Source organism: Shewanella sp. ALD9 (assembly GCF_002836315.1).
Classification (GTDB): domain Bacteria; phylum Pseudomonadota; class Gammaproteobacteria; order Enterobacterales; family Shewanellaceae; genus Shewanella.
In genome coordinates, this window is sequence record NZ_PJCD01000044.1 from 25309 (window position 1) to 46485 (window position 21177).

Annotated in this window: 20 protein-coding genes and 7 tRNA genes; 19 read left to right on the forward strand and 8 right to left on the reverse strand. The window is 41.8% G+C overall.

What is annotated here, in order from left to right:
• The first annotated feature begins 62 nt into the window (after positions 1–62).
• From pth to CXF88_RS21010, 10 genes are all read left to right on the forward strand, one after another.
• Positions 63–650 (forward strand): aminoacyl-tRNA hydrolase, encoded by a 588-nt coding sequence (gene pth / locus CXF88_RS20965; protein WP_101088711.1) that lies wholly within the window; start codon positions 63–65, stop codon positions 648–650.
• A gap of 77 nt (positions 651–727) precedes the next feature.
• The gene (gene ychF, locus CXF88_RS20970) at positions 728–1819 is read left to right on the forward strand and encodes a redox-regulated ATPase YchF (RefSeq protein WP_101088712.1); all 1092 of its coding nucleotides are present in this window, start codon (positions 728–730) and stop codon (positions 1817–1819) included.
• A gap of 213 nt (positions 1820–2032) precedes the next feature.
• Positions 2033–2109, forward strand: a tRNA-Met gene (locus tag CXF88_RS20975).
• 45 nt (positions 2110–2154) lie between these two features.
• A tRNA-Leu gene (locus CXF88_RS20980) sits at positions 2155–2239 on the forward strand.
• A 45-nt stretch (positions 2240–2284) separates the two neighbouring features.
• Positions 2285–2359, forward strand: a tRNA-Gln gene (locus tag CXF88_RS20985).
• A gap of 23 nt (positions 2360–2382) precedes the next feature.
• Positions 2383–2457, forward strand: a tRNA-Gln gene (locus tag CXF88_RS20990).
• Between the two features lie 5 nt (positions 2458–2462).
• Positions 2463–2539 (forward strand) — tRNA-Met (locus CXF88_RS20995).
• Positions 2540–2632: 93 nt separating this feature from the next.
• Positions 2633–2717, forward strand: a tRNA-Leu gene (locus CXF88_RS21000).
• Between the two features lie 48 nt (positions 2718–2765).
• Positions 2766–2840: transfer RNA gene (locus CXF88_RS21005), tRNA-Gln, on the forward strand.
• Between the two features lie 299 nt (positions 2841–3139).
• Entirely contained in the window at positions 3140–4165 is a 1026-nt protein-coding gene (locus CXF88_RS21010; protein ID WP_101088713.1) for a patatin family protein, read from the forward strand.
• Between the two features lie 266 nt (positions 4166–4431).
• On the opposite strand, the gene CXF88_RS21015 is transcribed toward CXF88_RS21010, so the two are convergent.
• The 3 genes from CXF88_RS21015 to lolB form a co-directional block, all read right to left on the reverse strand.
• Entirely contained in the window at positions 4432–5379 is a 948-nt protein-coding gene (locus tag CXF88_RS21015; RefSeq protein ID WP_011636202.1) for a ribose-phosphate pyrophosphokinase, read from the reverse strand.
• Positions 5380–5469: 90 nt separating this feature from the next.
• Positions 5470–6342, reverse strand: coding sequence for a 4-(cytidine 5'-diphospho)-2-C-methyl-D-erythritol kinase (gene ispE, locus CXF88_RS21020; RefSeq protein ID WP_101088714.1), 873 nt, complete (start codon positions 6340–6342; stop codon positions 5470–5472).
• Between the two features lie 47 nt (positions 6343–6389).
• Positions 6390–7001 (reverse strand): lipoprotein insertase outer membrane protein LolB, encoded by a 612-nt coding sequence (lolB, locus tag CXF88_RS21025; protein WP_101088715.1) that lies wholly within the window; start codon positions 6999–7001, stop codon positions 6390–6392.
• 237 nt (positions 7002–7238) lie between these two features.
• Here lolB and hemA point away from each other — a divergent pair, with 237 nt between their 5' ends.
• The 8 genes from hemA to CXF88_RS21065 all read left to right on the forward strand — a co-directional run bounded on the left by hemA (position 7239) and on the right by CXF88_RS21065 (position 15124).
• The gene (gene hemA, locus CXF88_RS21030) at positions 7239–8489 is read left to right on the forward strand and encodes a glutamyl-tRNA reductase (RefSeq protein WP_101088716.1); all 1251 of its coding nucleotides are present in this window, start codon (positions 7239–7241) and stop codon (positions 8487–8489) included.
• A gap of 14 nt (positions 8490–8503) precedes the next feature.
• On the forward strand, positions 8504–9589 hold the full coding sequence (gene prfA, locus CXF88_RS21035; protein WP_101088717.1) for a peptide chain release factor 1: 1086 nt from the start codon (positions 8504–8506) through the stop codon (positions 9587–9589).
• Positions 9590–9598: 9 nt separating this feature from the next.
• The gene (prmC, locus tag CXF88_RS21040) at positions 9599–10453 is read left to right on the forward strand and encodes a peptide chain release factor N(5)-glutamine methyltransferase (RefSeq protein WP_059744790.1); all 855 of its coding nucleotides are present in this window, start codon (positions 9599–9601) and stop codon (positions 10451–10453) included.
• Positions 10454–10577: 124 nt separating this feature from the next.
• The gene (locus CXF88_RS21045) at positions 10578–10973 is read left to right on the forward strand and encodes a SirB2 family protein (RefSeq protein WP_011636208.1); all 396 of its coding nucleotides are present in this window, start codon (positions 10578–10580) and stop codon (positions 10971–10973) included.
• Between the two features lie 10 nt (positions 10974–10983).
• The gene (locus tag CXF88_RS21050) at positions 10984–11772 is read left to right on the forward strand and encodes a tetratricopeptide repeat protein (RefSeq protein ID WP_101088718.1); all 789 of its coding nucleotides are present in this window, start codon (positions 10984–10986) and stop codon (positions 11770–11772) included.
• Positions 11773–11965: 193 nt separating this feature from the next.
• On the forward strand, positions 11966–13213 hold the full coding sequence (locus tag CXF88_RS21055) for a DUF819 family protein (RefSeq protein WP_101088719.1): 1248 nt from the start codon (positions 11966–11968) through the stop codon (positions 13211–13213).
• A gap of 17 nt (positions 13214–13230) precedes the next feature.
• A complete protein-coding gene (gene kdsA / locus CXF88_RS21060) occupies positions 13231–14082 on the forward strand; it encodes a 3-deoxy-8-phosphooctulonate synthase (protein ID WP_011636211.1) in 852 nt (283 codons plus the stop codon).
• Positions 14083–14251: 169 nt separating this feature from the next.
• Complete coding sequence (locus CXF88_RS21065) at positions 14252–15124, forward strand: DMT family transporter (protein ID WP_101088720.1); 873 nt, start codon at positions 14252–14254, stop codon at positions 15122–15124.
• A gap of 94 nt (positions 15125–15218) precedes the next feature.
• On the opposite strand, the gene CXF88_RS21070 is transcribed toward CXF88_RS21065, so the two are convergent.
• Positions 15219–16196, reverse strand: a complete 978-nt coding sequence (locus tag CXF88_RS21070) for a 2-dehydropantoate 2-reductase (protein WP_101088721.1) — start codon at positions 16194–16196, stop codon at positions 15219–15221.
• 6 nt (positions 16197–16202) lie between these two features.
• Positions 16203–16559 (reverse strand): VanZ family protein, encoded by a 357-nt coding sequence (locus CXF88_RS21075; RefSeq protein WP_101088722.1) that lies wholly within the window; start codon positions 16557–16559, stop codon positions 16203–16205.
• Between the two features lie 337 nt (positions 16560–16896).
• On the opposite strand from CXF88_RS21075, the gene CXF88_RS21080 reads away from it, so the two are divergent.
• Positions 16897–17382, forward strand: coding sequence for a YajQ family cyclic di-GMP-binding protein (locus tag CXF88_RS21080; RefSeq protein ID WP_101088723.1), 486 nt, complete (start codon positions 16897–16899; stop codon positions 17380–17382).
• A 272-nt stretch (positions 17383–17654) separates the two neighbouring features.
• Here CXF88_RS21080 and CXF88_RS21085 read toward each other — a convergent pair whose 3' ends face one another.
• The 3 genes from CXF88_RS21085 to CXF88_RS21095 all read right to left on the reverse strand — a co-directional run bounded on the left by CXF88_RS21085 (position 17655) and on the right by CXF88_RS21095 (position 21164).
• Positions 17655–18926 (reverse strand): GGDEF domain-containing protein, encoded by a 1272-nt coding sequence (locus CXF88_RS21085; RefSeq protein WP_101088724.1) that lies wholly within the window; start codon positions 18924–18926, stop codon positions 17655–17657.
• 412 nt (positions 18927–19338) lie between these two features.
• On the reverse strand, positions 19339–20703 hold the full coding sequence (locus CXF88_RS21090) for an MFS transporter (protein ID WP_101088725.1): 1365 nt from the start codon (positions 20701–20703) through the stop codon (positions 19339–19341).
• A gap of 128 nt (positions 20704–20831) precedes the next feature.
• Positions 20832–21164 carry a hypothetical protein gene (locus CXF88_RS21095; RefSeq protein WP_162024390.1) on the reverse strand — a complete coding sequence of 111 codons (333 nt, stop codon included), beginning with the start codon at positions 21162–21164 and terminating at the stop codon, positions 20832–20834.
• Positions 21165–21177: the final 13 nt, after the last annotated feature.

Below are 21177 nucleotides of genomic sequence, written 5' to 3' on the forward strand. Positions count from 1 at the left end.
TTTTGATGTACCCCATGAAGGCATTTAGCAGCATTGTTTGCTAATAAACTGACTAGGTTGTGATGAGTAACATTAAATTGATTGTTGGGTTGGCAAATCCGGGTGCTGAATACGCACAAACTCGCCATAATGCTGGTGCATGGTACGTGCAAGAATTAGCGCGTATATGTAATGTCCCTTTGGTTGCAGAGAGTAAATATTTTGGTGTCACAGCCCGTGCAACGTTGCATGGCAGGGATGTTCGTTTACTGATCCCGACAACGTATATGAACTTAAGTGGTAAGTCGGTTGCAGCGTTAGCCAATTTTTTCCGCATTTTGCCCGAGGAAATCTTAGTCGCCCATGATGAGCTGGATATGGATCCTGGTGTGGCTAAATTCAAGTTGGGCGGTGGCCATGGTGGTCATAATGGTTTAAAAGACATTATTGCCAGTTTAGGTAACGACAAAAACTTTCATCGTTTGCGCATTGGCATTGGCCATCCAGGCGATAAAAATAAAGTCAGCGGCTACGTACTTGGCAGGGCACCAACGATAGAGCAAGAGCGAATAAACGCCGCGATTGATGAAGCGGTTCGTTCAACCGAGATTTTATTTAACCAAGACATGGCGAAAGCCATGCATAGATTACATTCGTTCAAAGCAGAATAAGCCAAGCGAGTTTTGTTTTAACACCCTTTCGACATCATTATCCAATGGGATAACTCTACATATATAAAGGTAAGCATATGGGTTTTAAATGCGGCATTGTTGGTCTGCCAAACGTGGGTAAGTCAACGTTGTTTAATGCGTTAACACAAGCGGGTATTGAAGCGGCAAACTTTCCGTTTTGCACTATTGAGCCAAACACGGGTGTGGTACCGGTACCAGATGCACGTCTTGATGCGTTAGCTGCTATTGTTAAACCTCAACGTATTTTACCTACTTCTATGGAGTTCGTTGATATCGCTGGTCTAGTCGCTGGTGCATCGAAAGGTGAAGGCTTAGGTAACAAGTTTTTAGCTAACATTCGTGAAACTGATGCAATTGGTCATGTAGTACGCTGTTTTGAAGATCCGAACATTGTTCACGTAGCGAATAAAATTGACCCAGCTGGCGATATTGAAGTCATTAATACAGAGCTAGCTCTAGCAGACTTAGACGCATGTGAGCGCGCTATTTTTCGTCAAGCTAAACGTGCTAAAGGCGGCGACGGTGATGCAAAATTTGAAGTCGCTGTACTTGAAAAAATGCGTCCATTGTTAAATGAAGGCCAAATGTTGCGTTCGTTGGAATTAACTAAAGAAGAGTTAGCAGCCGTTGCTTACCTTAACTTCTTAACGATTAAACCAACAATGTACATTGCTAACGTTGCCGATGATGGTTTCGAAAACAACCCTCATTTAGATGTTGTTCGTGCTATTGCCGCTACAGAAAATGCTATCGTTGTGCCTGTATGTGCTGCTATTGAATCTGAATTAGCAGAAATGGAAGCAGATGACCGCGCAGAGTTTATGGCTGACCTTGGTTTAGAAGAGTCTGGCTTAGACCGCGTAATTCGTGCAGGTTACGAATTACTGAATCTGCAAACGTACTTTACTGCAGGTGTAAAAGAAGTTCGCGCATGGACAGTACCTGTTGGTGCTTCTGCCCCACAAGCTGCTGGCGTAATCCATACCGACTTTGAACGTGGCTTTATTCGTGCACAGGTTATGGCATATCAAGATTTTATTACCTACAAAGGTGAAGCTGGCGCCAAAGATGCGGGTAAATTACGTGTTGAAGGTAAAACATACATCGTTAAAGATGGCGATGTAATGCATTTCTTATTTAACGTATAAGTGTCACTTACGTTAATTAGAAATTAAAATGGGCCGTAAAGGTGTTTAAGGTGTGTTAATTGGGTTTATTTTGTCGATTCGGCATTCAGTTTGGTGAAGTTATAGCCGAACAAGTCGAATTGATGAAAATAGCGAAAAAAACCAGTTGACCTAGATAACCTGAATAAGCATAATACGCCCCGTTCCTCACCAAGAGGGATAGCAAGAAATAGTGGCAATATAGCTCAGCTGGTTAGAGCACAGCACTCATAATGCTGGGGTCGCAGGTTCAAGTCCCGCTATTGCTACCATCTATTTCTTACCCATCTGCTCAAGATGTTAAACTAGAGTGTTGTGCGGGAGTGGTGGAATTGGTAGACACGCCAGATTTAGGTTCTGGTGCCGCAAGGTGTGAGAGTTCAAGTCTCTCCTTCCGTACCATTTATTAGAAATATTGGCTTAAGCGAATGTTTCAAAAAGTTTGATTGGGATATCGCCAAGCGGTAAGGCACTGGGTTTTGATCTCAGCATTCCAAGGTTCGAATCCTTGTATCCCAGCCATTTATAAAGTTAGACAAGATTATTGGGATATCGCCAAGCGGTAAGGCACTGGGTTTTGATCTCAGCATTCCAAGGTTCGAATCCTTGTATCCCAGCCATCTTTGGCAATGTAGCTCAGCTGGTTAGAGCACAGCACTCATAATGCTGGGGTCGCAGGTTCAAGTCCCGCCATTGCTACCATATTTACTGGGTAGAGTGAGTTGTACTTACGTTAGCTGGTAAAGCAAAGTTTACTCTGAAATAAAAAGAGTATACTCTAAGTTAAAATTTGATGCGGGAATGGTGGAATTGGTAGACACGCCAGATTTAGGTTCTGGTGCCGCGAGGTGTGAGAGTTCAAGTCTCTCTTTCCGTACCATCAAATTTTAGTCACAATTGTTTTTCATATCTGTTTAAAAAATACTATTGGGATATCGCCAAGCGGTAAGGCACTGGGTTTTGATCTCAGCATTCCAAGGTTCGAATCCTTGTATCCCAGCCAAATTCTAAAAAGCCCGTCTTATAGACGGGCTTTTTGCTATTCTTTTTCAGCAAAATATTTTCAGCAAAATGTTTTGAGCATATTGAAGCCTGTTGATGTTAATACTGCTCAAAGAAAATCACCCCTTAGCCTTATCCCATCTGCTATCAAGTTACTCTGAATAAGCAGATAATTAATACAATCGGTATTGTTTACCAATAGTATTTTCCTATCAACGCGATTGATTCTATCGGTTATCTATTTTACTTACTGTTGTTTAGACTTGTCTTATGCAGTGAATATTTTTAGAAAGGCTTATCATGAACGTCCTAACACCAACACCATTAACGAACCCTTATGAAGCATCACAACCCAAGATGGCACTGATTGCTGAAGGTGGTGGCCAGCGAGGGATATTCACTGCTGGTGTTTTAGATGCGTGGTTAGATAATGATTTTGATCCCTTTGATTTATTCATAGGCACATCTGCTGGTTCACAAAATCTCACGAGTTTTTTATCTCGCCAAAAAGGCTATGCCAAGCGATTAATCCGTGGGTTATCACGACATAAGCGATTTTACCAACTGGGCCGAGGGTTAGTTGGCGGAAATGTTGTCGATTTGGACTGGTACTTTGATAAAACGACTCAAGGTAGTTTTGCCTTAGACTTTACCGCAGCAGCAAAATCTTTGGGACAACGCGAGTTATTGATCACCGCAACTAATTCACGCGACCGACAAGGTTATTTCTTACGCCCAAATGGTGATAATGACCACTGGCGCGAATTGCTTAAAGCCTCAAGTGCATTACCCTTTCTATATAAACAGGGGGTTAAACTTGCGCCCTGGTTAACCGCCAGTGCAGCTAATCAAGTTCAGACCGACGATGATTACCCTCAAGCGGACTTTTATCTTGATGGTGGACTGGCTGCGCCGTTACCGGTTCGTGAAGCATATCGCCGTGGTGCGAGAAAAATAGTGGTAATTCGTACTGTTAATGCAGATTTTCATGCACAGTCTGCTTGGGTGCATAAATTAAAATCATGGATTTGTGTGTCAGGTTATTGTCCCAAAACCATAGATTACTTGGTTCAGCATGAACATGCTTACGAACAAGAGCTCGCGTTTATCGCCAATCCACCAGATGATGTCGAGATCATTCAAATTTTTGCTGATGATGATCTGCAAAGCAAATTGTTGGGTAGCACAGATATGGGCTTACGCCATGATTATCAAACCGGTATCACTGCGGGCAATACTTTTTTACACACTCAAAAGGCATTCTATTCTGCACATTCTCAGCATCCGCTAGAGTCGAATGCAGTCATGCAAAGCATGACTGCTTAGATGAGTCTGGTTTTTGGGTTTGGAAGCCGACGATGAGATGATGCTATTGATTCAATCAATAAATGCACTTATGAGTTGAATGCTTGAAGGTTGTAGAATGATTTGACGGTTAATGTTAGACATCAGCCATTCAATAATGACGAACATCTGGTAATGGTGGTTCGGCTTATTTCTCAAGTAACTTATATAAAGTATTTTTGCGAGGTTTAACCAAACAAAAACGCACTCGTAAGAGTGCGTTTAGTTGTTTCACTCACTAAAGATGATTAGTGGCGAAACATCGCAGAGATTGACTCTTCGTTGCTAACGCGACGAATCGCTTCAGCTAATACTGCAGACATCGTTAGCTGGGTCACTTTAGCCACTTTCAGCATTTCAGGGCTTAATGGCACCGTGTCTGTCACGATAACTTCATCGATAACAGAATTAGCAATATTTTCAGCAGCATTGCCTGAGAATACCGGATGAGTAGCATAAGCGAACACGCGGTTAGCGCCATGTTCTTTTAATGCTTCAGCAGCTTTACATAAGGTGCCACCCGTGTCGATCATGTCATCAACGATGATGCAATCACGGCCTTGAACATCACCAATAATATGCATTACTTGGGCAACGTTAGCTTGTGGACGACGCTTATCGATAATCGCAAGGTCAGAATCATCTAATAGCTTGGCAACTGCACGAGCACGAACTACACCGCCAATATCAGGAGACACAACAACAGGATTTTCTAATTTCTTTGCCAACATGTCTTCAAGTAACACAGGGCTACCGAACACGTTATCAACAGGGACATCAAAGAAACCTTGAATTTGCTCAGCATGTAAGTCACAAGTCAATACGCGGTCAACACCCACGCTTGACAAGAAATCTGCAACAACTTTTGCGGTAATGGGTACACGTGCACTGCGTACACGGCGGTCTTGACGAGCATAACCAAAGTACGGAATAACGGCAGTAATACGACCCGCTGATGCACGACGTAGCGCGTCAACCATTACAATAAGCTCCATGAGATTATCGTTAGTTGGTGCGCAAGTAGATTGGATGATGAACACATCCGCACCACGTACATTCTCGTTTATTTGAACACTGATTTCACCGTCGCTGAAACGGCCTACAACTGCGTCGCCAAGTTTGCAAAATAAACGGTCGGCTATCTTGGCGGCTAGATTTGGGGTAGCGTTACCAGCAAAGAGCTTGATGTCGGGCACTTTATGAACCTCAGGTGTTTGCTTTACGATTAAAGGCTAGATCAATTTTACGTGTTGTCACTCAAAACTGACCCAGAAGAAATAATGTTGTTAGAGCTGCTCAAGTCGTATTTGTAATGGCGACTTGTTCATCCCTTTTGCGACAAAACCTCGCATATCAGCCGGTAATTTGGCTAAAGCGTCAAGGGCTTGTTGCGAATGTGTAAATTCCCCGAACACGCATGCACCTGTTCCGGTCATTCTCGACGGCGCATATTCTACCAGCCAGCTTAAGGCATTGGCAACTTGAGGGTGCTTAGTTGTGACCAGTTTCTGACAATCATTGCTCCATTGTTGAGTCATTAAACTACTCATATCCAATTTTGGTGTGTTACGTGGCAAATCAGGATGTTGAAAAACATCCTGGGTTGACACATGTACATCAGGGACAATAACTAAATACCATGACTCGGGTGGTTGTACTGTGATTAACTTCTCACCTACACCTTCGGCAAACGCAGATAAACCATTAATAAAAACAGGGACATCCGCACCAAGCGTTAAGCCAATTTCAGCCAGTTTACTGGGTGAAACATTGGTTTTCCATAAGGCATTTAGCGCCACTAATGTAGTTGCCGCATCAGATGAACCGCCGCCTAAACCACCACCCATAGGTAATAATTTTTCTAACCAAATATGCGCACCGCCTTGATATTGGGCGTAACGCTTAAGTGATTTTGCGGCCTTAAGAATTAAGTTATCGCTGTTAGCGACAGAATCGGACATCGTAGAATGGAGAATTAAATCTGGTGTGTCTGTGATATGAAAATCAAGGTAGTCACAATGGTCAATAAATTGAAATAGTGTTTGTAATTCGTGATAGCCATCGGCTCGTTGGCCAGTTACATGTAAAAATAAATTCAGTTTTGCAGGAGCAGGCCAACTTTTGGATACCGCTGATTTGCGTGATTTCGTCGATGTCATGTTTTTGTTCACTACCTTGTTGATTAGCCAGCACTGAATATTTAACGTTATTTAGTTTTGGCTGCTACCGCTGTCCATTGATTAGTTTGAATTTTTATTTGTACATTTTCACGCTCAACCTTCAACAACCTAGGCACAAGCGCGCCGCTTTGTTGTTGCCAACCGAGAAAACTGACTACCCAATTGGCTTCAGAGTCGTGACTGATTAATTGGTTAATTGTGCCATCAGGATTATAGCTGACAATTTTATCATTGCTGCCAATTTGGCCGGTAATCCATAAAGGAAGGCTATCAAGCGGGATTGACCATCCGCTAATACCTGTCAGTAAATCTTGTGCATTACTGTCACGATAGGTTTTGCCGTCAACTTCAAGTGTCGCCATACCTTGATTTGTCTTAAGGGTTAATACTGTAGTGCCTAATACCGTTGTTAGGCGTAAATCATTTGCTTTAGGTTGATGTAGCCAATACAAATTGGTGCTGAATTTGTCTTGCGATGTCTTGACGGCAATTTTGCCTTGAAGTTCCCATGCTTTGGCTTGAGCTGCGTTGGTCACATCGATAGGGGTGAAATCATCAGATGGAGTGACACTACAACCGGCTAAGACAAGCAACACGGTAATGAGAGCTGTATGAAATAAAGATGCAGATAAACGCAATGGATTGCCTAGCGGTTGCTTAAGATGATCTTATGATACTGGGCTTAAGCCATTATGTAAAAATGCTTTTGCCAAAATTAATGTGATATTAATGTAATGGTTTGCACAATAGATATGTGATCAATAAATAAAAATTTAGACATTTATTCGGTTTTGTTAAGCCAATTGTGTTTTTAGTTGGTCCAATTCAGTAGAATAGCCTAATTAACGTCACCGAAAAGAACTTGATACCGTCTAATGAGCCTAGTAATAATCGGGATAAACCATAAAACCGCCACGGTAGATTTGCGTGAAAAAGTCGCTTTCTCTCCAGACCGCATTCATGATGCCATGAAAAGCTTGGCCAGTCGCACCCGCACGGGTGAGGCTGTTATTGTGTCTACCTGTAACCGAACTGAGCTATATTGCAATAATGCTGAAAAGGAAGACATTATTGAATGGTTAGAAGATTATCATGGTTTAGAACATAGCGATTTAATGCCGTGTATCTACGCCTATGAAGAACAAGTTGCTGTCAAACATTTAATGCGGGTAGCGTCAGGTTTAGATTCTCTGGTGTTAGGCGAACCGCAAATTTTGGGACAGGTCAAACAAGCGTTTGTGAAAGCCAAAGAAGCAGGCACTATTGCATTAACCATCGATCGTTTATTTCAAAATACTTTCTCAGTGGCTAAAAAAGTGCGTACTGACACTGAAATCGGTGCCGCCGCGGTTTCTGTTGCCTTTGCCGCTGTCAGCATGGCCAAACATATTTTCTCATCATTGAGCACCACTAAGGTGTTACTCATTGGTGCTGGAGAAACCATTGAATTAGTCGCTAAGCACCTTAAAGATAATGGTGTTGCTTCTATGGTGGTGGCAAATCGCACGATTGAACGTGCTCAAGCCATGTGTGAAGAGTTTAATGCGACCGCAATTACCTTAGAACAAATACCAGACTTTCTCGCTAAAGCCGATATCGTGATATCCTCTACCGCCAGCCCTTTGCCTATTTTAGGCAAAGGTATGGTCGAAAAAGCGCTAAAACAGCGTCGTCACCAACCTATGTTGTTGGTGGATATTGCAGTTCCAAGAGATATTGAAGCAGAAGTCGGTGAGTTAGACGACGCATTCCTTTATACTGTAGACGATCTGCATAGCATAATTGAACAGAACATGGCTTCACGTAAAGAAGCCGCCGAGCAAGCAGAATTAATTACTGAAGATCAATCACACTTATTTATGGAGTGGATTAGGTCTTTAGAGTCAGTCGACAGTATTCGCGAATATCGCAGCCAGAGCTTGGCTATTAAAGATGAATTAGTTGAACGTGCCTTGAATAAATTATCTCAAGGCAGTGATAGTGAACAAGTGATACTTGAGTTAGCTAACAGGCTGACCAATCGTTTGATACATTCACCTACACAAGCGCTCACTTCAGCAAGCCGCCAAGGTGATTTGAATACGTTAGGCCAATTAAGAACTGCGCTTGGTTTAGATAAAAACTAAGGTTAGCGAGCTAAATGAAAGAATCCGTTATCCGCAAGCTTGAAGGCTTGCTCGAACGTAATGAAGAAGTATTAGCGTTACTCAGTGATGCTACCGTGATTTCGGATCAAGACCGTTTTCGTGGATTATCAAAAGAATATTCTCAACTTGAAGATGTTGTGAGTAGCTTTAAGGCATTTCAACAAGCTCAAAAAGATTTCGACTACGCCAAAGAGATGCTTGAAGAAGACGATCTTGAAATGCGCGAAATGGCGCAAGATGAGTATAAGCAGTCAAAGCAAGTGCTAGAAAAGCTTGAAGATGAATTACAAGTTTTACTATTGCCAACAGACCCTAACGATGACACCAACGCGTTTCTTGAAATTCGCGCCGGTGCTGGTGGTGATGAAGCGGCTATTTTTGCTGGCGACTTATACCGTATGTATTCACGTTACTGTGAAGCCAACCGTTGGCAAATGGAAGTGATGAATGTCAACGAAGGCGAGCATGGCGGCTTTAAAGAAATCATTGTTAAAATCAGTGGTGACGGTGCTTACGGCAAATTAAAGTTTGAGTCAGGCGGACATCGCGTTCAACGTGTGCCTGAAACCGAATCTCAAGGCCGTGTGCATACTTCTGCTTGTACTGTTGTGGTATTGCATGAAGTACCAGAGGCTGAAGCGATTTCGATTAATGCAGCAGACTTAAAAGTGGATACATTCCGCGCCTCTGGTGCGGGTGGTCAGCACGTTAACAAAACCGATTCTGCTATTCGTATTACCCATATTCCATCTGGCATTATTGTTGAGTGTCAGGATCAGCGTTCACAACATAAAAACCGTGCCCAAGCGATGAGTGTATTGGCAGCGCGTATTCAAGCGGTTGAAGATGAAAAAAGACGTAGCGCTGAAGAAACAACCCGCCGTAGTTTAGTGGCCAGTGGTGATCGTTCTGAACGTATTAGAACGTACAATTACCCACAAGGTCGCGTAAGTGATCATCGTATCAACTTAACGCTATATCGCTTGAATGAAGTCATGGAAGGCGATTTAAATGTCTTGCTTGAACCTATCATGCTAGAACATCAAGCAGACATGCTTGCAGCGTTAGCTGACGATTAAGGAGTGCTCTTGACTCAGTCTTCGTATTCAACAATTGCTGAAGCCCTGCAATGGGCTTATTCACAATTAGCTGCAACCTCTGAATCTGCACATGTGGATGCAGAGGCATTGCTATTGCATTGTATGAATAAAAATCGCAGTTTTTTATACACTTGGCCTGAGCGGCAGCTGACCAGTGAGCAATTTAAAGCTTATAGTCAGATGATTACTAAGCGTCAAAGTGGCACTCCGGTTGCGCATATTATTGGTGAGCGAGAGTTTTGGTCATTACCCTTCATTGTCAACGACTCCACCCTTATTCCACGGCCTGATACTGAAATTTTAGTAGAGACTGCACTGAACTTATCTGTGCGTCACAATGCCAAAGTATTGGATTTAGGTACCGGAACGGGGGCCATTGCATTGGCTCTAGCGTCTGAGCGCCCAAAATGGCGAATTACTGCCATTGATAATGTGCCTGAGGCTGTCGAGCTTGCTAAAGCTAATCGCGGTAATCTTAATTTAACCGAAGTAGAAATTATCCAGTCGGACTGGTTTTCAGCGGTAGAGCAGCGCGATTTTGATTTAATTGTGTCTAATCCTCCTTACATTGATGAAGCCGATGAGCATCTTCATTTAGGCGATGTTCGCTTTGAACCGCAAAGTGCACTCACCGCAGGCAATGAAGGTTATGCTGATTTGTATTACATTGCAGAGCAAGCACGGGCTCATTTACTTCCCGGTGGTTACTTATTGCTTGAGCATGGCTATGAGCAGGCAATCAAAGTTCGTGAAAAACTGATTGAGCTGGGTTATCAAAATGTCGCCACAGTGCGAGACTTTGGCAGCAATGATCGATGTACGCTAGGACAATGGGCTGATTGATAATCCTGTCTTACTCGGCGTTTCCCTTCTAAGTAAATAACACTCATCGTGATATTGGTATGTGGCTGGTTGATAGAGTAGACTAGCCACCTTTTATTTTGACCTTTTTAATGAGACTTAATTAATGGAAACATTTTACAGTTTATATCCAGCGGTAAAGCATACTCACATGATGCTAGTTGCCATGAGTGTGATCTTTTTTATCGTGCGTTTTGTTTTGCATTTACGTCAGTCTCCTATTATGGAAAAAAAGTTTGTTAAAGTGGCGCCACATGTTATTGATACCTTTTTATTACTATCAGGCTTCACTCTTTGCTTTATGATCAAACAATATCCTTTTGTTGATCCATGGATGACAGAAAAAATCATCTGTGTTGCGGCATACATTGCTTTAGGCATCATGGCACTTAAATCTAACCGTAATAAACTGTTTAAGTTTTTTGCTTTTATCGGTGCAATAGGTTGGGTAGTGTTAGCGGCCAAACTGGCTCATTTTAAACAAGTCGTATTCATGGGTTAATTGGTTTTTAATGGCAAAATATCATCTTGATGATGCAGTTTCGATACCTGAAACTGCATTTGAACTCTCTGAACATCTTGGCTTTTCAACCTCTAAACCTGCTATGTGGGCATGGTATGAAATGGCTGGTTCGGTATTGAGTCACTATGTTGTTGACCAACAAGCACGGCTTGAAGGTCTGTTTAAGTGGTTTTACAATGATTTAGGCTTTTGTGCTCGCGACGACTATTTTAGTGTTGAGGCGGCAGATTTAAGCTATTGCGTGTTAAAGCGTCAAGGTAACAGCACCACGTTATCAATATTACTCATTTTATTGGCTAAGCAACTCGACTTAACACTCGAGGCGGTTTTGTTACCCGGTAATACGGTATTAAAAAGCCAAGTGAATGATGTTATTAGATATCATGATCCGCTTACAGGTGAAGAGCTTAGCCGTCATCAGTTGCATGCATTTGTACGCGGTGAATTGGGTAATGCGGCTAAATTAAAGCCGAGTCATCTAAAAACAGCTACGCTAAAACGATTAATTAGCCGCATGTTACATGAGCTAAAAGCGGGTTGTATTGTCAGTCATAAATTTGAACAGGCAATGGAATGCTGTAATTTATTATTACAATGGCATCCAGATGATGTACATCTTAATCGCGAGCGAGCGTTTATTGCGCAGCAATTAGGTTGCATTAAAGTGGCCATGTCTGATTTACAACACTTCATTGATTTGAGTCCGCATGATCCGGTGATTGAACTGGTTAAGATTCAATTAAAGGAACTCAGTCAACATATGCAGGTTTATCATTAATGATGTGATATTACCTGCCGAACAGGCTGCTTTGGGTTAACTCAAAGTGGCTTTAGTTCGCAAGTCGGGCGCCAGCAAGCTCAGTTTTAAAAGCTCTGCTGCGAAATCATGCGATTTGAATCACCATTGATTTTCGCAATAACAATCACAATAACAACAAAAAATATAATGTATTTGTAAGGGAGAACACTGCATGACAACGTCAGCAATGGTGAGCAATGATGCCACCGCACTGGGTATACTCGCCGTTATTTTAGGTTTTGTTTTTTACACTAGTTCATCTACCCATCCGTTTTGGCAAAAATTCTATAAATACATCCCAGCATTACTACTGTGCTATTTCTTACCTTCATTATTAAACACTTTTGGCGTGATCGATGGTCATGCGTCACAACTGTATTTTGTTGCTTCGCGGTATTTATTGCCTGCGTGTTTAGTGTTATTGATTTTAAGTGTCGATTTAAAAGCCATCCTTAGTTTAGGCCCTAAAGCGGTGATAATGTTTTTAACCGGCACGCTGGGTATTGTTATTGGCGGACCGATTGCGCTATTAAGCGTATCAATGATAGATCCATCACTACTAGGTGGTAATGGTCCTGACGCAGTATGGCGCGGCATGACAACCTTAGCGGGAAGTTGGATTGGTGGTGGTGCAAACCAAGCCGCGATGAAAGAGATTTATTCGGTCGGTGGTGAGATATTCTCGGTAATGGTTACGGTAGATGTCATCGTGGCCAATATCTGGATGGCAGTACTGCTGTTTATGGCATCAAAAGCTAAAGAGATTGATGCCAGAACGGGTGCAGACACCACCGCAATTGAAGCACTAAAAGAGAAAGTAGAAAAGTACCACGCCGAGAATTCACGTATTCCATCACTTCGCGACATCATGTTAATTGTGGCTGTTGGGTTTGGGGTGACAGGTTTTGCCCATTTTGCGGCAGATTTCTTGGGGCCATTCTTTGAAGCCAACTATCCGTGGACCGAAGATTACAGTTTAACCTCTAAATTCTTCTGGTTAGTGGTAATTGTGACTACTATTGGCTTAGGACTTTCATTTAGCCCTGTGCGTCATCTTGAAGCCTCTGGCGCATCTAAAATCGCCTCGGCATTTTTATACATTCTCGTTGCAACCATAGGTTTGCATATGGATGTGTCTAAAGTCATGGATACGCCGATTTATTTCTTAATCGGTATCGTGTGGATGTTAGTGCATGCAGGATTAATGTTATTGGTTGCTAAACTCATTAAAGCGCCATTGTTTTATATGGCAGTGGGCAGCCAGGCAAACGTGGGCGGAGCAGCATCGGCGCCTGTGGTGGCTGCTGCATTCCATCCAGCATTAGCACCTGTAGGGGTGTTGTTGGCAGTATTCGGTTATGCATTAGGTACTTACATGGCATGGCTATGTGGTCAGTTATTACAAATTGTTGCAGCGTAATGCGCTAAGAGGATCAAATGGATCAAAAAATTATTCAGTTATCTAATAACGTTCAAGTCGCTAACGATAAGCCGTTCGTGTTATTTGGTGGTATGAATGTGCTTGAGTCGCGCGATTTAGCAATGTCGATTGCCGAGCATTATGTGGAAGTGACCCAAAAGCTTGGCATTCCATATGTGTTTAAAGCGTCTTTTGATAAAGCCAATCGTTCATCGGTTAACTCATACCGTGGCCCTGGTATGGAAGAAGGTTTACGTATTTTTGAAGAAATAAAATCAACCTTTAACGTACCGATGATAACCGATGTGCATGAAATTCATCAGTGTGCGCCAGTTGCAGAAGTTGTCGATATTATTCAGTTGCCTGCATTTTTAGCACGCCAAACTGATCTTGTAGTGGCAATGGCGAAAACCGGTGCAGTGATCAATGTGAAAAAACCGCAGTTTCTAGCGCCACACGAAATGCGTCACATCATTACCAAGTTTAACGAAGCCGGTAATGACAATATTATTTTATGTGAACGTGGCAGTAGTTTTGGTTACAACAACCTCGTTGTAGACATGCTAGGCATGGACGAAATGAAACAAACCGGTTATCCGGTAATATTTGATGCCACTCATGCACTACAACGCCCTGGTGGACGAGCAGATTCTGCTGGTGGACGTCGTGCACAAGCAACCGAGCTTGCTCGTAGTGGTATGGCATTAGGTTTAGCGGGTCTATTTATCGAAGCCCATCCCGATCCTGATAATGCAAAATGCGATGGCCCATGTGCGCTACCACTGCATTTATTAGAGAAATACCTAACCCAGATGAAAGCGGTTGATGAATTGGTTAAATCTTTTGAGTTTATTGATACCAGCAAGTAAGCCATCAATGACATTGAATGACTGAAACAGCGGTAAGTTGATTTTTAATCAATTAGGCATTTAATCAGTGTCTTTTAATGGTCGTAAACAGTAATCTAATTGCCCTTGTATAAGCCCTGACTTTTTACCAAGTTTCAGGGCTTTTTTATGTAATGAGCAATAGTTAATTATGTGGATCATGTTTACCTTCCTCGCTGCGTTTATGCAGGCGTGGCGCAATGCATTTCAAAGCAAACTCAGTAAAGAAGTCAGTGTTGCAGGTGTTACCTTGGCTCGATTCATTTGGGCCGGCCCCATTGCTGCGTGTTATCTGTATGGTTTACATCAATATCAACCTAGTGCATTACCTGAATTTACGAGGACCTTTTGGGGCTTTGTGATTGGTGCATCATCGATGCAAATTCTAGCAACAGGCTTGATGGTTAAACTGTTTAAAATGCAAAACTTTGCCATTGGTGCCGGGCTGGCTAAAAGTGAAGCATTAGTCGCTGCAATACTTGGGGTGCTATTTTTCGGCACACAATTATCCCTATTAGGCTGGATAGGCGTTGTTATTGGCGGCTTAGCAATAATGTTGTTAAGCAGCAAACAGGGTTTTAAACAACTTTCAGTTAAAACAGTCTTATTAGGGCTTGCATGTGGCAGTGCTTTTGCGTTGACTTCCCTATGGGTGCGCGAAGCAAGTTTAACCCTACAAGGGCCGTTTACGCATCGTGCTGCATGGGTATTACTGTGGGTTATTGGCTTACAAACCATCGTGCTAATAGGCTATTTGCTGGCAAAAGATAAATCGACTTTAGCGGCGTTGTGGCAACGACCCACATTAACCTTATCAATTAGTATCACCAGTTGTATCGGTTCAATTGGTTGGTTCAGTGCAATGTCGTTGCAGGCTGTGCCTTATGTTAAAACACTCGGCCAGATTGAGGTGTTTTTTACCTTGATGATCGCTGTTTTTTGGCTTAAAGATAAAGTTAAAATTAACGATGTAGCGGGTTTGATTTTAATCGCGATAGCAGCTGTTTTGGTCATGTGGAGCTAAATCCAGTAGCGAATAGTTATCAGTCCAAATATTTTGATTTGGGCTGACTTACCCGATGATTTAAATTGAGTTGAGGCGAGTGATAGCATCGCATTCAAGATTTACTCAATTGCAAAACCTTGTCGACGAGATATTGATTATTGGGCACATTAAGATGAAGCGCCTTGGCTTGCTGGCAAATGTAGCCATTTATCTCATTAATTTCAGTCGGTCTGCTGTGGGCGACATCTTGATACATAGATGAGAAGTTTGCCGAGGTTAACTCAATCACCTGATAAACCCGCACTTTGACTGCTGCCTTATCTAATATGATGCCATCATATTTAGCCACTTCTACTAGCTCATCGATAATGGCACTGATCTGTGATTGATATTCTGTTGCTGCCAATTGGCCATTCGCACACTGATTTAACGCGGTTAACGGGTTTATTACTGCATTAATGGCCAGCTTTTGCCACAAGACTGGTAATACAGGTTGATGCCACTCAATCGGTTGGTTGTCACTATGTAGACGAGTTAAGCATGTCTTTAATGCTGCCGACATAACAGAGCCACAATAATGACCTAGCTGAGTCACACCCAAACCACTGTACTTCACCTGCCACGGGCTTAACTTCAACGCCGCTTGTGAAGTGGTGCCTAAGGTTAAGCCCATATCCTTATAACGCATAAGGGCTGCAGCAACAGGTAAGTGCGGCCCTAAACCATTATGGAGTAATACAATATGGCATTGAGGCGACAGTTTCGGTAATAAAGGTAAAAGCGCTTGCTCGACTTGATAGGCTTTAACACACACAAACAGTAAGTCAACTCGCGCTAAGCGGTTATCATCTGTTCCCAATATAGTCGCTAAGGCTTCATGGGTGTGCTGGGTGTGGTCAATAAAACGCAATTGTTGATGGCGAGTCTGCTTATCTCTGCCAATCAACATCACCTCGTTTACTTGAGTTTCTTGGGTATTAACACTCAATTTATGATACATCAATTGCCCAATCGCACCTGCACCTAAAACGGCAATAAGAGCATTATTGTCGTGTGTGGATGACGCTGGCAACGCTGATGTTCTTACCATGAGGTATTAACGATTCGCTTTTAATTTACGGTACTTATTGATAGAAAAGTGCAATAAGTAAAATAATGCAATCCCGACAAAATCGGCAATGACATCGGCAGCTGATGCACTGCGATAAGGTAAGCGAGATTGAATCAATTCAATTAACACTGCATAGGCAGCCAAAGAGGTACACAAAAAATACCAACGCGGTTTAAAAGCGTAATGTGCTAGATATGAAAGGGCTAAAAAACTGCCTAAATGGCCCACTTTATCCATATGGGCGAACGTTTGCGGGTAACTTGGTTTTGAAAAAACAAGATAGCTAGTCACTATCACAGCAACAACTAACGCAAGTTTAAAAATGTTTTTATAAGTGATCACGAGCGTAACATCAGCCTTGTGAAATGAGAATATCGCTAATAATAAGAAACCTGTTTAAAATTGTCACTAATTAACCTCTATAGAAAGTAACAATTGTTCAAAAAGGGCCGTTTTTACTATCGATAATGACAAACCCATAGTCGTAAAACTCAATAGAATAGGCGTTTTAACTACATTATCATTTAAAATAGCTGGTTAATGATATTTTGTTAATCAATGGGATATTAGCGCACGATAATCGGTTTAATAGAGCCTAAGTTGTACTCCACTATCCTGTTAATGACTCCTAGTGTAAAATAGCCGTATATAAATGTGATGAATCAAAGAGGAAAGCAACATGCCATCTATGGATATTGTGTCGGAAGTTGATGAAGAAGAATTACGTAACGCGGTAGAAAACTCTCGCCGTGAAGTGGCTAGCCGATTTGATTTACGTGGTAAAGAAATTGAAATTGAATACAAAGACAACGTTGTCACGCTAAAAGCGGAAGATGATTTTATTTGTAAGCAGCTCGTTGATATTTTACGTATTCAGTTGAGTAAACGCAACGTCGATCCGTCGTCAATGGAAGTCGATGACAAAGCGGTTCACAGTGGCAAAACCTTCAGTTTAAAAGTTAATTTTAAGCAAGGTATCGATTCACTGATTGCTAAAAAGCTAGTTAAAGCCATCAAAGACAGCAAGCTTAAAGTGCAAGCCGCTATTCAAGGCGACTCAGTACGCATCACTGGCAAAAAGCGCGATGACCTACAAGCGGTCATGCGTCTAGCCAAAGAATCAGAACTCGGACAACCATTCCAGTTCGACAACTTCAGAGACTAATCCTGAAGTGATAAATTCTGCACAGGCAAGTGCGCAGAGATAAAAAAGCCGATAAGGGAAACCCTATCGGCTTTTTTGGGAAGTAATGTTTGCGTTAGTTTGTTTTGCTTATATTCAATTTTTATTAGCGTACATTGTATGGGGGGACAACATCATGAATGACAATGTGTCCGACTCTGTAACAGATTCTGTATAGCTTCTTAGCATTGATAGTAGTCCATGACTAAATAGATACATAATAAATATTATCAATCGTTTCTTGCTCCAGCACGCTAGGTCATCAGTGCTTCTGATTCCGATAGATTTAACACTCTAATTGTATTCTTTCCTTGATTTTTGGCGATATAGAGGGCTTCATCTGCTTTAGATAATAGTTGTTTTGATAGATTTTTACTTACTAAGTTTTCAGCCCCTGAGCTCACCATCCCAAAAGAACATGAAGCACTAAATTGCAGTGTGCTTAGCCCAAATGTGGTTTCAAATATACTCTTTTTGATCCGTGCAACGATCTCATAAGCGTGCTGATCATCTAAGTCAATAAGTAGAAGAACGAATTCATCCCCGCCCAAACGAGCAAAGCAATCAATGGGGCGAATGTTCTCTTTGACAATAGTTGCGATTGCTTTGAGTAATTCATCTCCGTTTATATGTCCATAACTATCATTAATGGTTTTAAAATTGTCTATATCAAATATACATAGGTGTAATTTAATTGAATGGTTTCTCGACATTTTATTAATGGCTTCGGTCAAACGGAATTCAAAGTAGCTGCGTGAGAAAGCCTGAGTAAGATGATCATACATAAGACGATTATTTAACTGTCGCCTTTGCTCATAAAGATCGTCAATATGAAGGACTAGAATCCAAGCATTGCAGCATGTTACTAAAAAAGAACCAACCCATGTTAAGGGCGGCAGATCAATAACTTGTATTCCTGTTAAGGTATCAGCTACGCCAGTTACCATCCATATGCTCGTAGCCCCTAAAAGTAATTGCACTGTGCCAAGAGAATTATTTTTCTTTTTGTATTGACGCACATAGATCCGAGTAAGAATAACGATACAGTATCCTGCTAATAACAGTATCCAGATCCCCCACAGCTGGAATAAAGGACCAAATACCAGGCCGGTGTAATATGTTGAGGTGGCATAATACTCTTTGGCTAGAAAATATTGATTTGGTACCAAGGCTAGTAAAGAAAAGACGCCACATATGGCATAGCATAATTTGAGTAGCACAGGGGCTTTATATTCAAAGAATGCGACAAAGAAATGCAGGCCAATCACAATGGTGAACATTGCAGTAATGATGGTCACTCGGTTGGATATATTGAGATAATCGAGATTTTCAGAAGAATTAATGAGGATCGCAAAGGCTGCTAAAAAGACACTACTTAACAATGCTGATAGCGAAAAAATCAAGTAATAGTACACTTGTTCTTCGTGACGTGATTTCAGACGATGATATAGCAGCATGAAAAACAAGCTTAGAATAAAGCTGATGCTAGAGCAGACAATTAAAGGTAAGGAGTAAAGTTGAATCATTATTTATCCGTTCAAACACTATGATGCAGCGCTTTGTTGTTTTATCGTCTGAACCAAGCTGGTGTCCTAGTAGAACGCCCTCCACAAGTCAGTCAAAAATCTCTTAACCCTACACATATTTATCTGCTGAATATTACCATACAACAAATAGTCTTAAGGTAAACATATTTTTCATTTCAGCTAGTTGGGCGAGGCTTAGTGATAAGACCGATTTGAAGAGAGTACTGTCAAGTCTGTTTATCATTTCGGCTTTGTGATGAAACACTTTTTGATTAATAAAAACTGTGATTTAAAAATGCCATCAGATAAAGTATTACAAGGTTGTGTTGGTGTCGCTATGCTAATTTTAATCAAGTTAGGTTAGTTCAAAAGATGATTTTGCCACATCAGTAATTTTTCTATTACCTCACTTTTATTTTAAATTTTGGTTTTGCGATCGATTCACCAACACCACTAATAGCAACACCGGAAAGCCAATCAAACTCGCTGCAATAAAGAAATTGATGTAACCAAAAGCATCAACATACAAGCCCGAAAATCCTGCGATAAACTTAGGGAACAACAACATAATCGAAGATAATAACGCATATTGTGTCGCGCTATATCCACTGCTGGTTAAGCTGGACAAATAAGCGATAAACGCTGCGGTTGCGATACCAGCACTAAAATTATCTACCGATATGGCTAAGGTTAAAAATGGCACGTTGTAGCCAATATACGCTTGCCAAGCAAACAACAGGTTAGTGACCGCGACTAACAAGGCACCTAAGAATAGAATTTTCATGGTGCCATAACGCATAAGCAACACACCACCAAAAGCGGCGCCGACTAAGGTCATGATCAAACCATAGACTTTACTGATAAAAGCGATTTCTTCTTTGCTAAACCCGATATCAACATAAAACACATTTGCCATAATACCCATGACAATATCGGAAATGCGATAGCACGAGATTAACAACAAAATCAGAATCGCACTTTTGCCATAACGCTTAAAAAAGTCAATAAAAGGCAATACGCTTGCGCTGTATAACCAGGCTAATGCCCCAGCGACTTTAGCAGGGTATTTGGCAGCAAACTCGGCTCTTAATAGGCGTTCTTTATCGTCAGCCTGTTTGGTATCGACCTGCGGTTCTTTGGCACATAACGTGGTAATGATACCAATGCCCATTAACATCGCCATGGCAAAGTAAGCTGTTTGCCAAGCTTCTAAGTTGTAAGCATCATCGCCAGGAGACACCCAAGCTGCAATGGTTAATGCGCCTGCTGTGGCAATGATCATCGCACTGCGATAACCGACTTGGTACGCTGCAGCAAGCGCTGCTTGCATTTTTTCAGGGGCGGATTCAATCCGAAAAGCATCAATGACAATGTCTTGGGTGGCGGAGGCAAATGCCAAAAGTAGGGCGCATAAGGCCAAACGTTCAAGATTGACCACTGGATCGCTAACAGACATACCGAGTATGGCGCCGACTAAGCACAGTTGTGCGAACAGCATCCATCCGCGTCGTCGTCCTAAAAAACGGGTAAAAAAGGGCAATGACATACGATCGACTAATGGCGACCACGCCCATTTAAATGCATACGTTAGTGCTATCCAGCTAAAATAACCAATCGCCGCTCGGTCGATACCAGCTTCACGTAACCAAAAACTTAAGGTCGAAAAGACTAACATTAATGGTAAGCCGGCAGAAAACCCCAGCAAGAGTAAAATAAATACTCGTTTGTGGTAGTAAACCGATAACGCTTCACGGGTACGAGACAAGAAAACCGACATAAGACAACTGGATAAAGGAGAATGGCTCTAGCTTATGTTGCAAGGGGTTTAGGTTCAAGCCATTCTAAAAGATTATTCAGTCAGTTTGAGGTTAAATTAGCATTCAGAGCAGATTTAAGATAATCGCCTTAAGGTCTGATACCAATACAACTTTGTGGCACATTGCCGCCAATATTAATGTAGTCGCAACATTCATGAACTTGCTGGCGCAAGTATTGATTGCCTTTAATTGCCCAACCAGACCAATGATCGAAGCAATACAATAAGTGCCAAAACACTTTCTCGGTATCGCTAGGTTGTTCGGCTAATTGGATGGGATTATTTGATATAAATTGCCACTCTTCCAGCACATCCCACATATAGATCTGTATCTCTTTGTAATCTAATTGATTATTTAAAAAGGCTTTACCAAAATAGGCAAGTTGTGGTGCTTTGGTTTCAATAAAATCATTAGCCGTCATCATAATTGCGTCC

Bases quoted from the DNA above. Each gene is read 5' to 3' on its own strand.
- pth (WP_101088711.1), top strand. From the start codon at position 63: ATGAGTAACATTAAATTGATTGTTGGGTTGGCAAATCCGGGTGCTGAA.
- ychF (WP_101088712.1), top strand. From the start codon at position 728: ATGGGTTTTAAATGCGGCATTGTTGGTCTGCCAAACGTGGGTAAGTCA.
- CXF88_RS21010 (WP_101088713.1), top strand. From the start codon at position 3,140: ATGAACGTCCTAACACCAACACCATTAACGAACCCTTATGAAGCATCA.
- ispE (WP_101088714.1), bottom strand. From the start codon at position 6,342: ATGACATCGACGAAATCACGCAAATCAGCGGTATCCAAAAGTTGGCCT.
- hemA (WP_101088716.1), top strand. From the start codon at position 7,239: ATGAGCCTAGTAATAATCGGGATAAACCATAAAACCGCCACGGTAGAT.
- prfA (WP_101088717.1), top strand. From the start codon at position 8,504: ATGAAAGAATCCGTTATCCGCAAGCTTGAAGGCTTGCTCGAACGTAAT.
- CXF88_RS21045 (WP_011636208.1), top strand. From the start codon at position 10,578: ATGGAAACATTTTACAGTTTATATCCAGCGGTAAAGCATACTCACATG.
- CXF88_RS21050 (WP_101088718.1), top strand. From the start codon at position 10,984: ATGGCAAAATATCATCTTGATGATGCAGTTTCGATACCTGAAACTGCA.
- CXF88_RS21055 (WP_101088719.1), top strand. From the start codon at position 11,966: ATGACAACGTCAGCAATGGTGAGCAATGATGCCACCGCACTGGGTATA.
- kdsA (WP_011636211.1), top strand. From the start codon at position 13,231: ATGGATCAAAAAATTATTCAGTTATCTAATAACGTTCAAGTCGCTAAC.
- CXF88_RS21065 (WP_101088720.1), top strand. From the start codon at position 14,252: ATGTGGATCATGTTTACCTTCCTCGCTGCGTTTATGCAGGCGTGGCGC.
- CXF88_RS21070 (WP_101088721.1), bottom strand. From the start codon at position 16,196: ATGGTAAGAACATCAGCGTTGCCAGCGTCATCCACACACGACAATAAT.
- CXF88_RS21080 (WP_101088723.1), top strand. From the start codon at position 16,897: ATGCCATCTATGGATATTGTGTCGGAAGTTGATGAAGAAGAATTACGT.
- CXF88_RS21085 (WP_101088724.1), bottom strand. From the start codon at position 18,926: ATGATTCAACTTTACTCCTTACCTTTAATTGTCTGCTCTAGCATCAGC.
- CXF88_RS21090 (WP_101088725.1), bottom strand. From the start codon at position 20,703: ATGTCGGTTTTCTTGTCTCGTACCCGTGAAGCGTTATCGGTTTACTAC.
- CXF88_RS21095 (WP_162024390.1), bottom strand. From the start codon at position 21,164: ATGACGGCTAATGATTTTATTGAAACCAAAGCACCACAACTTGCCTAT.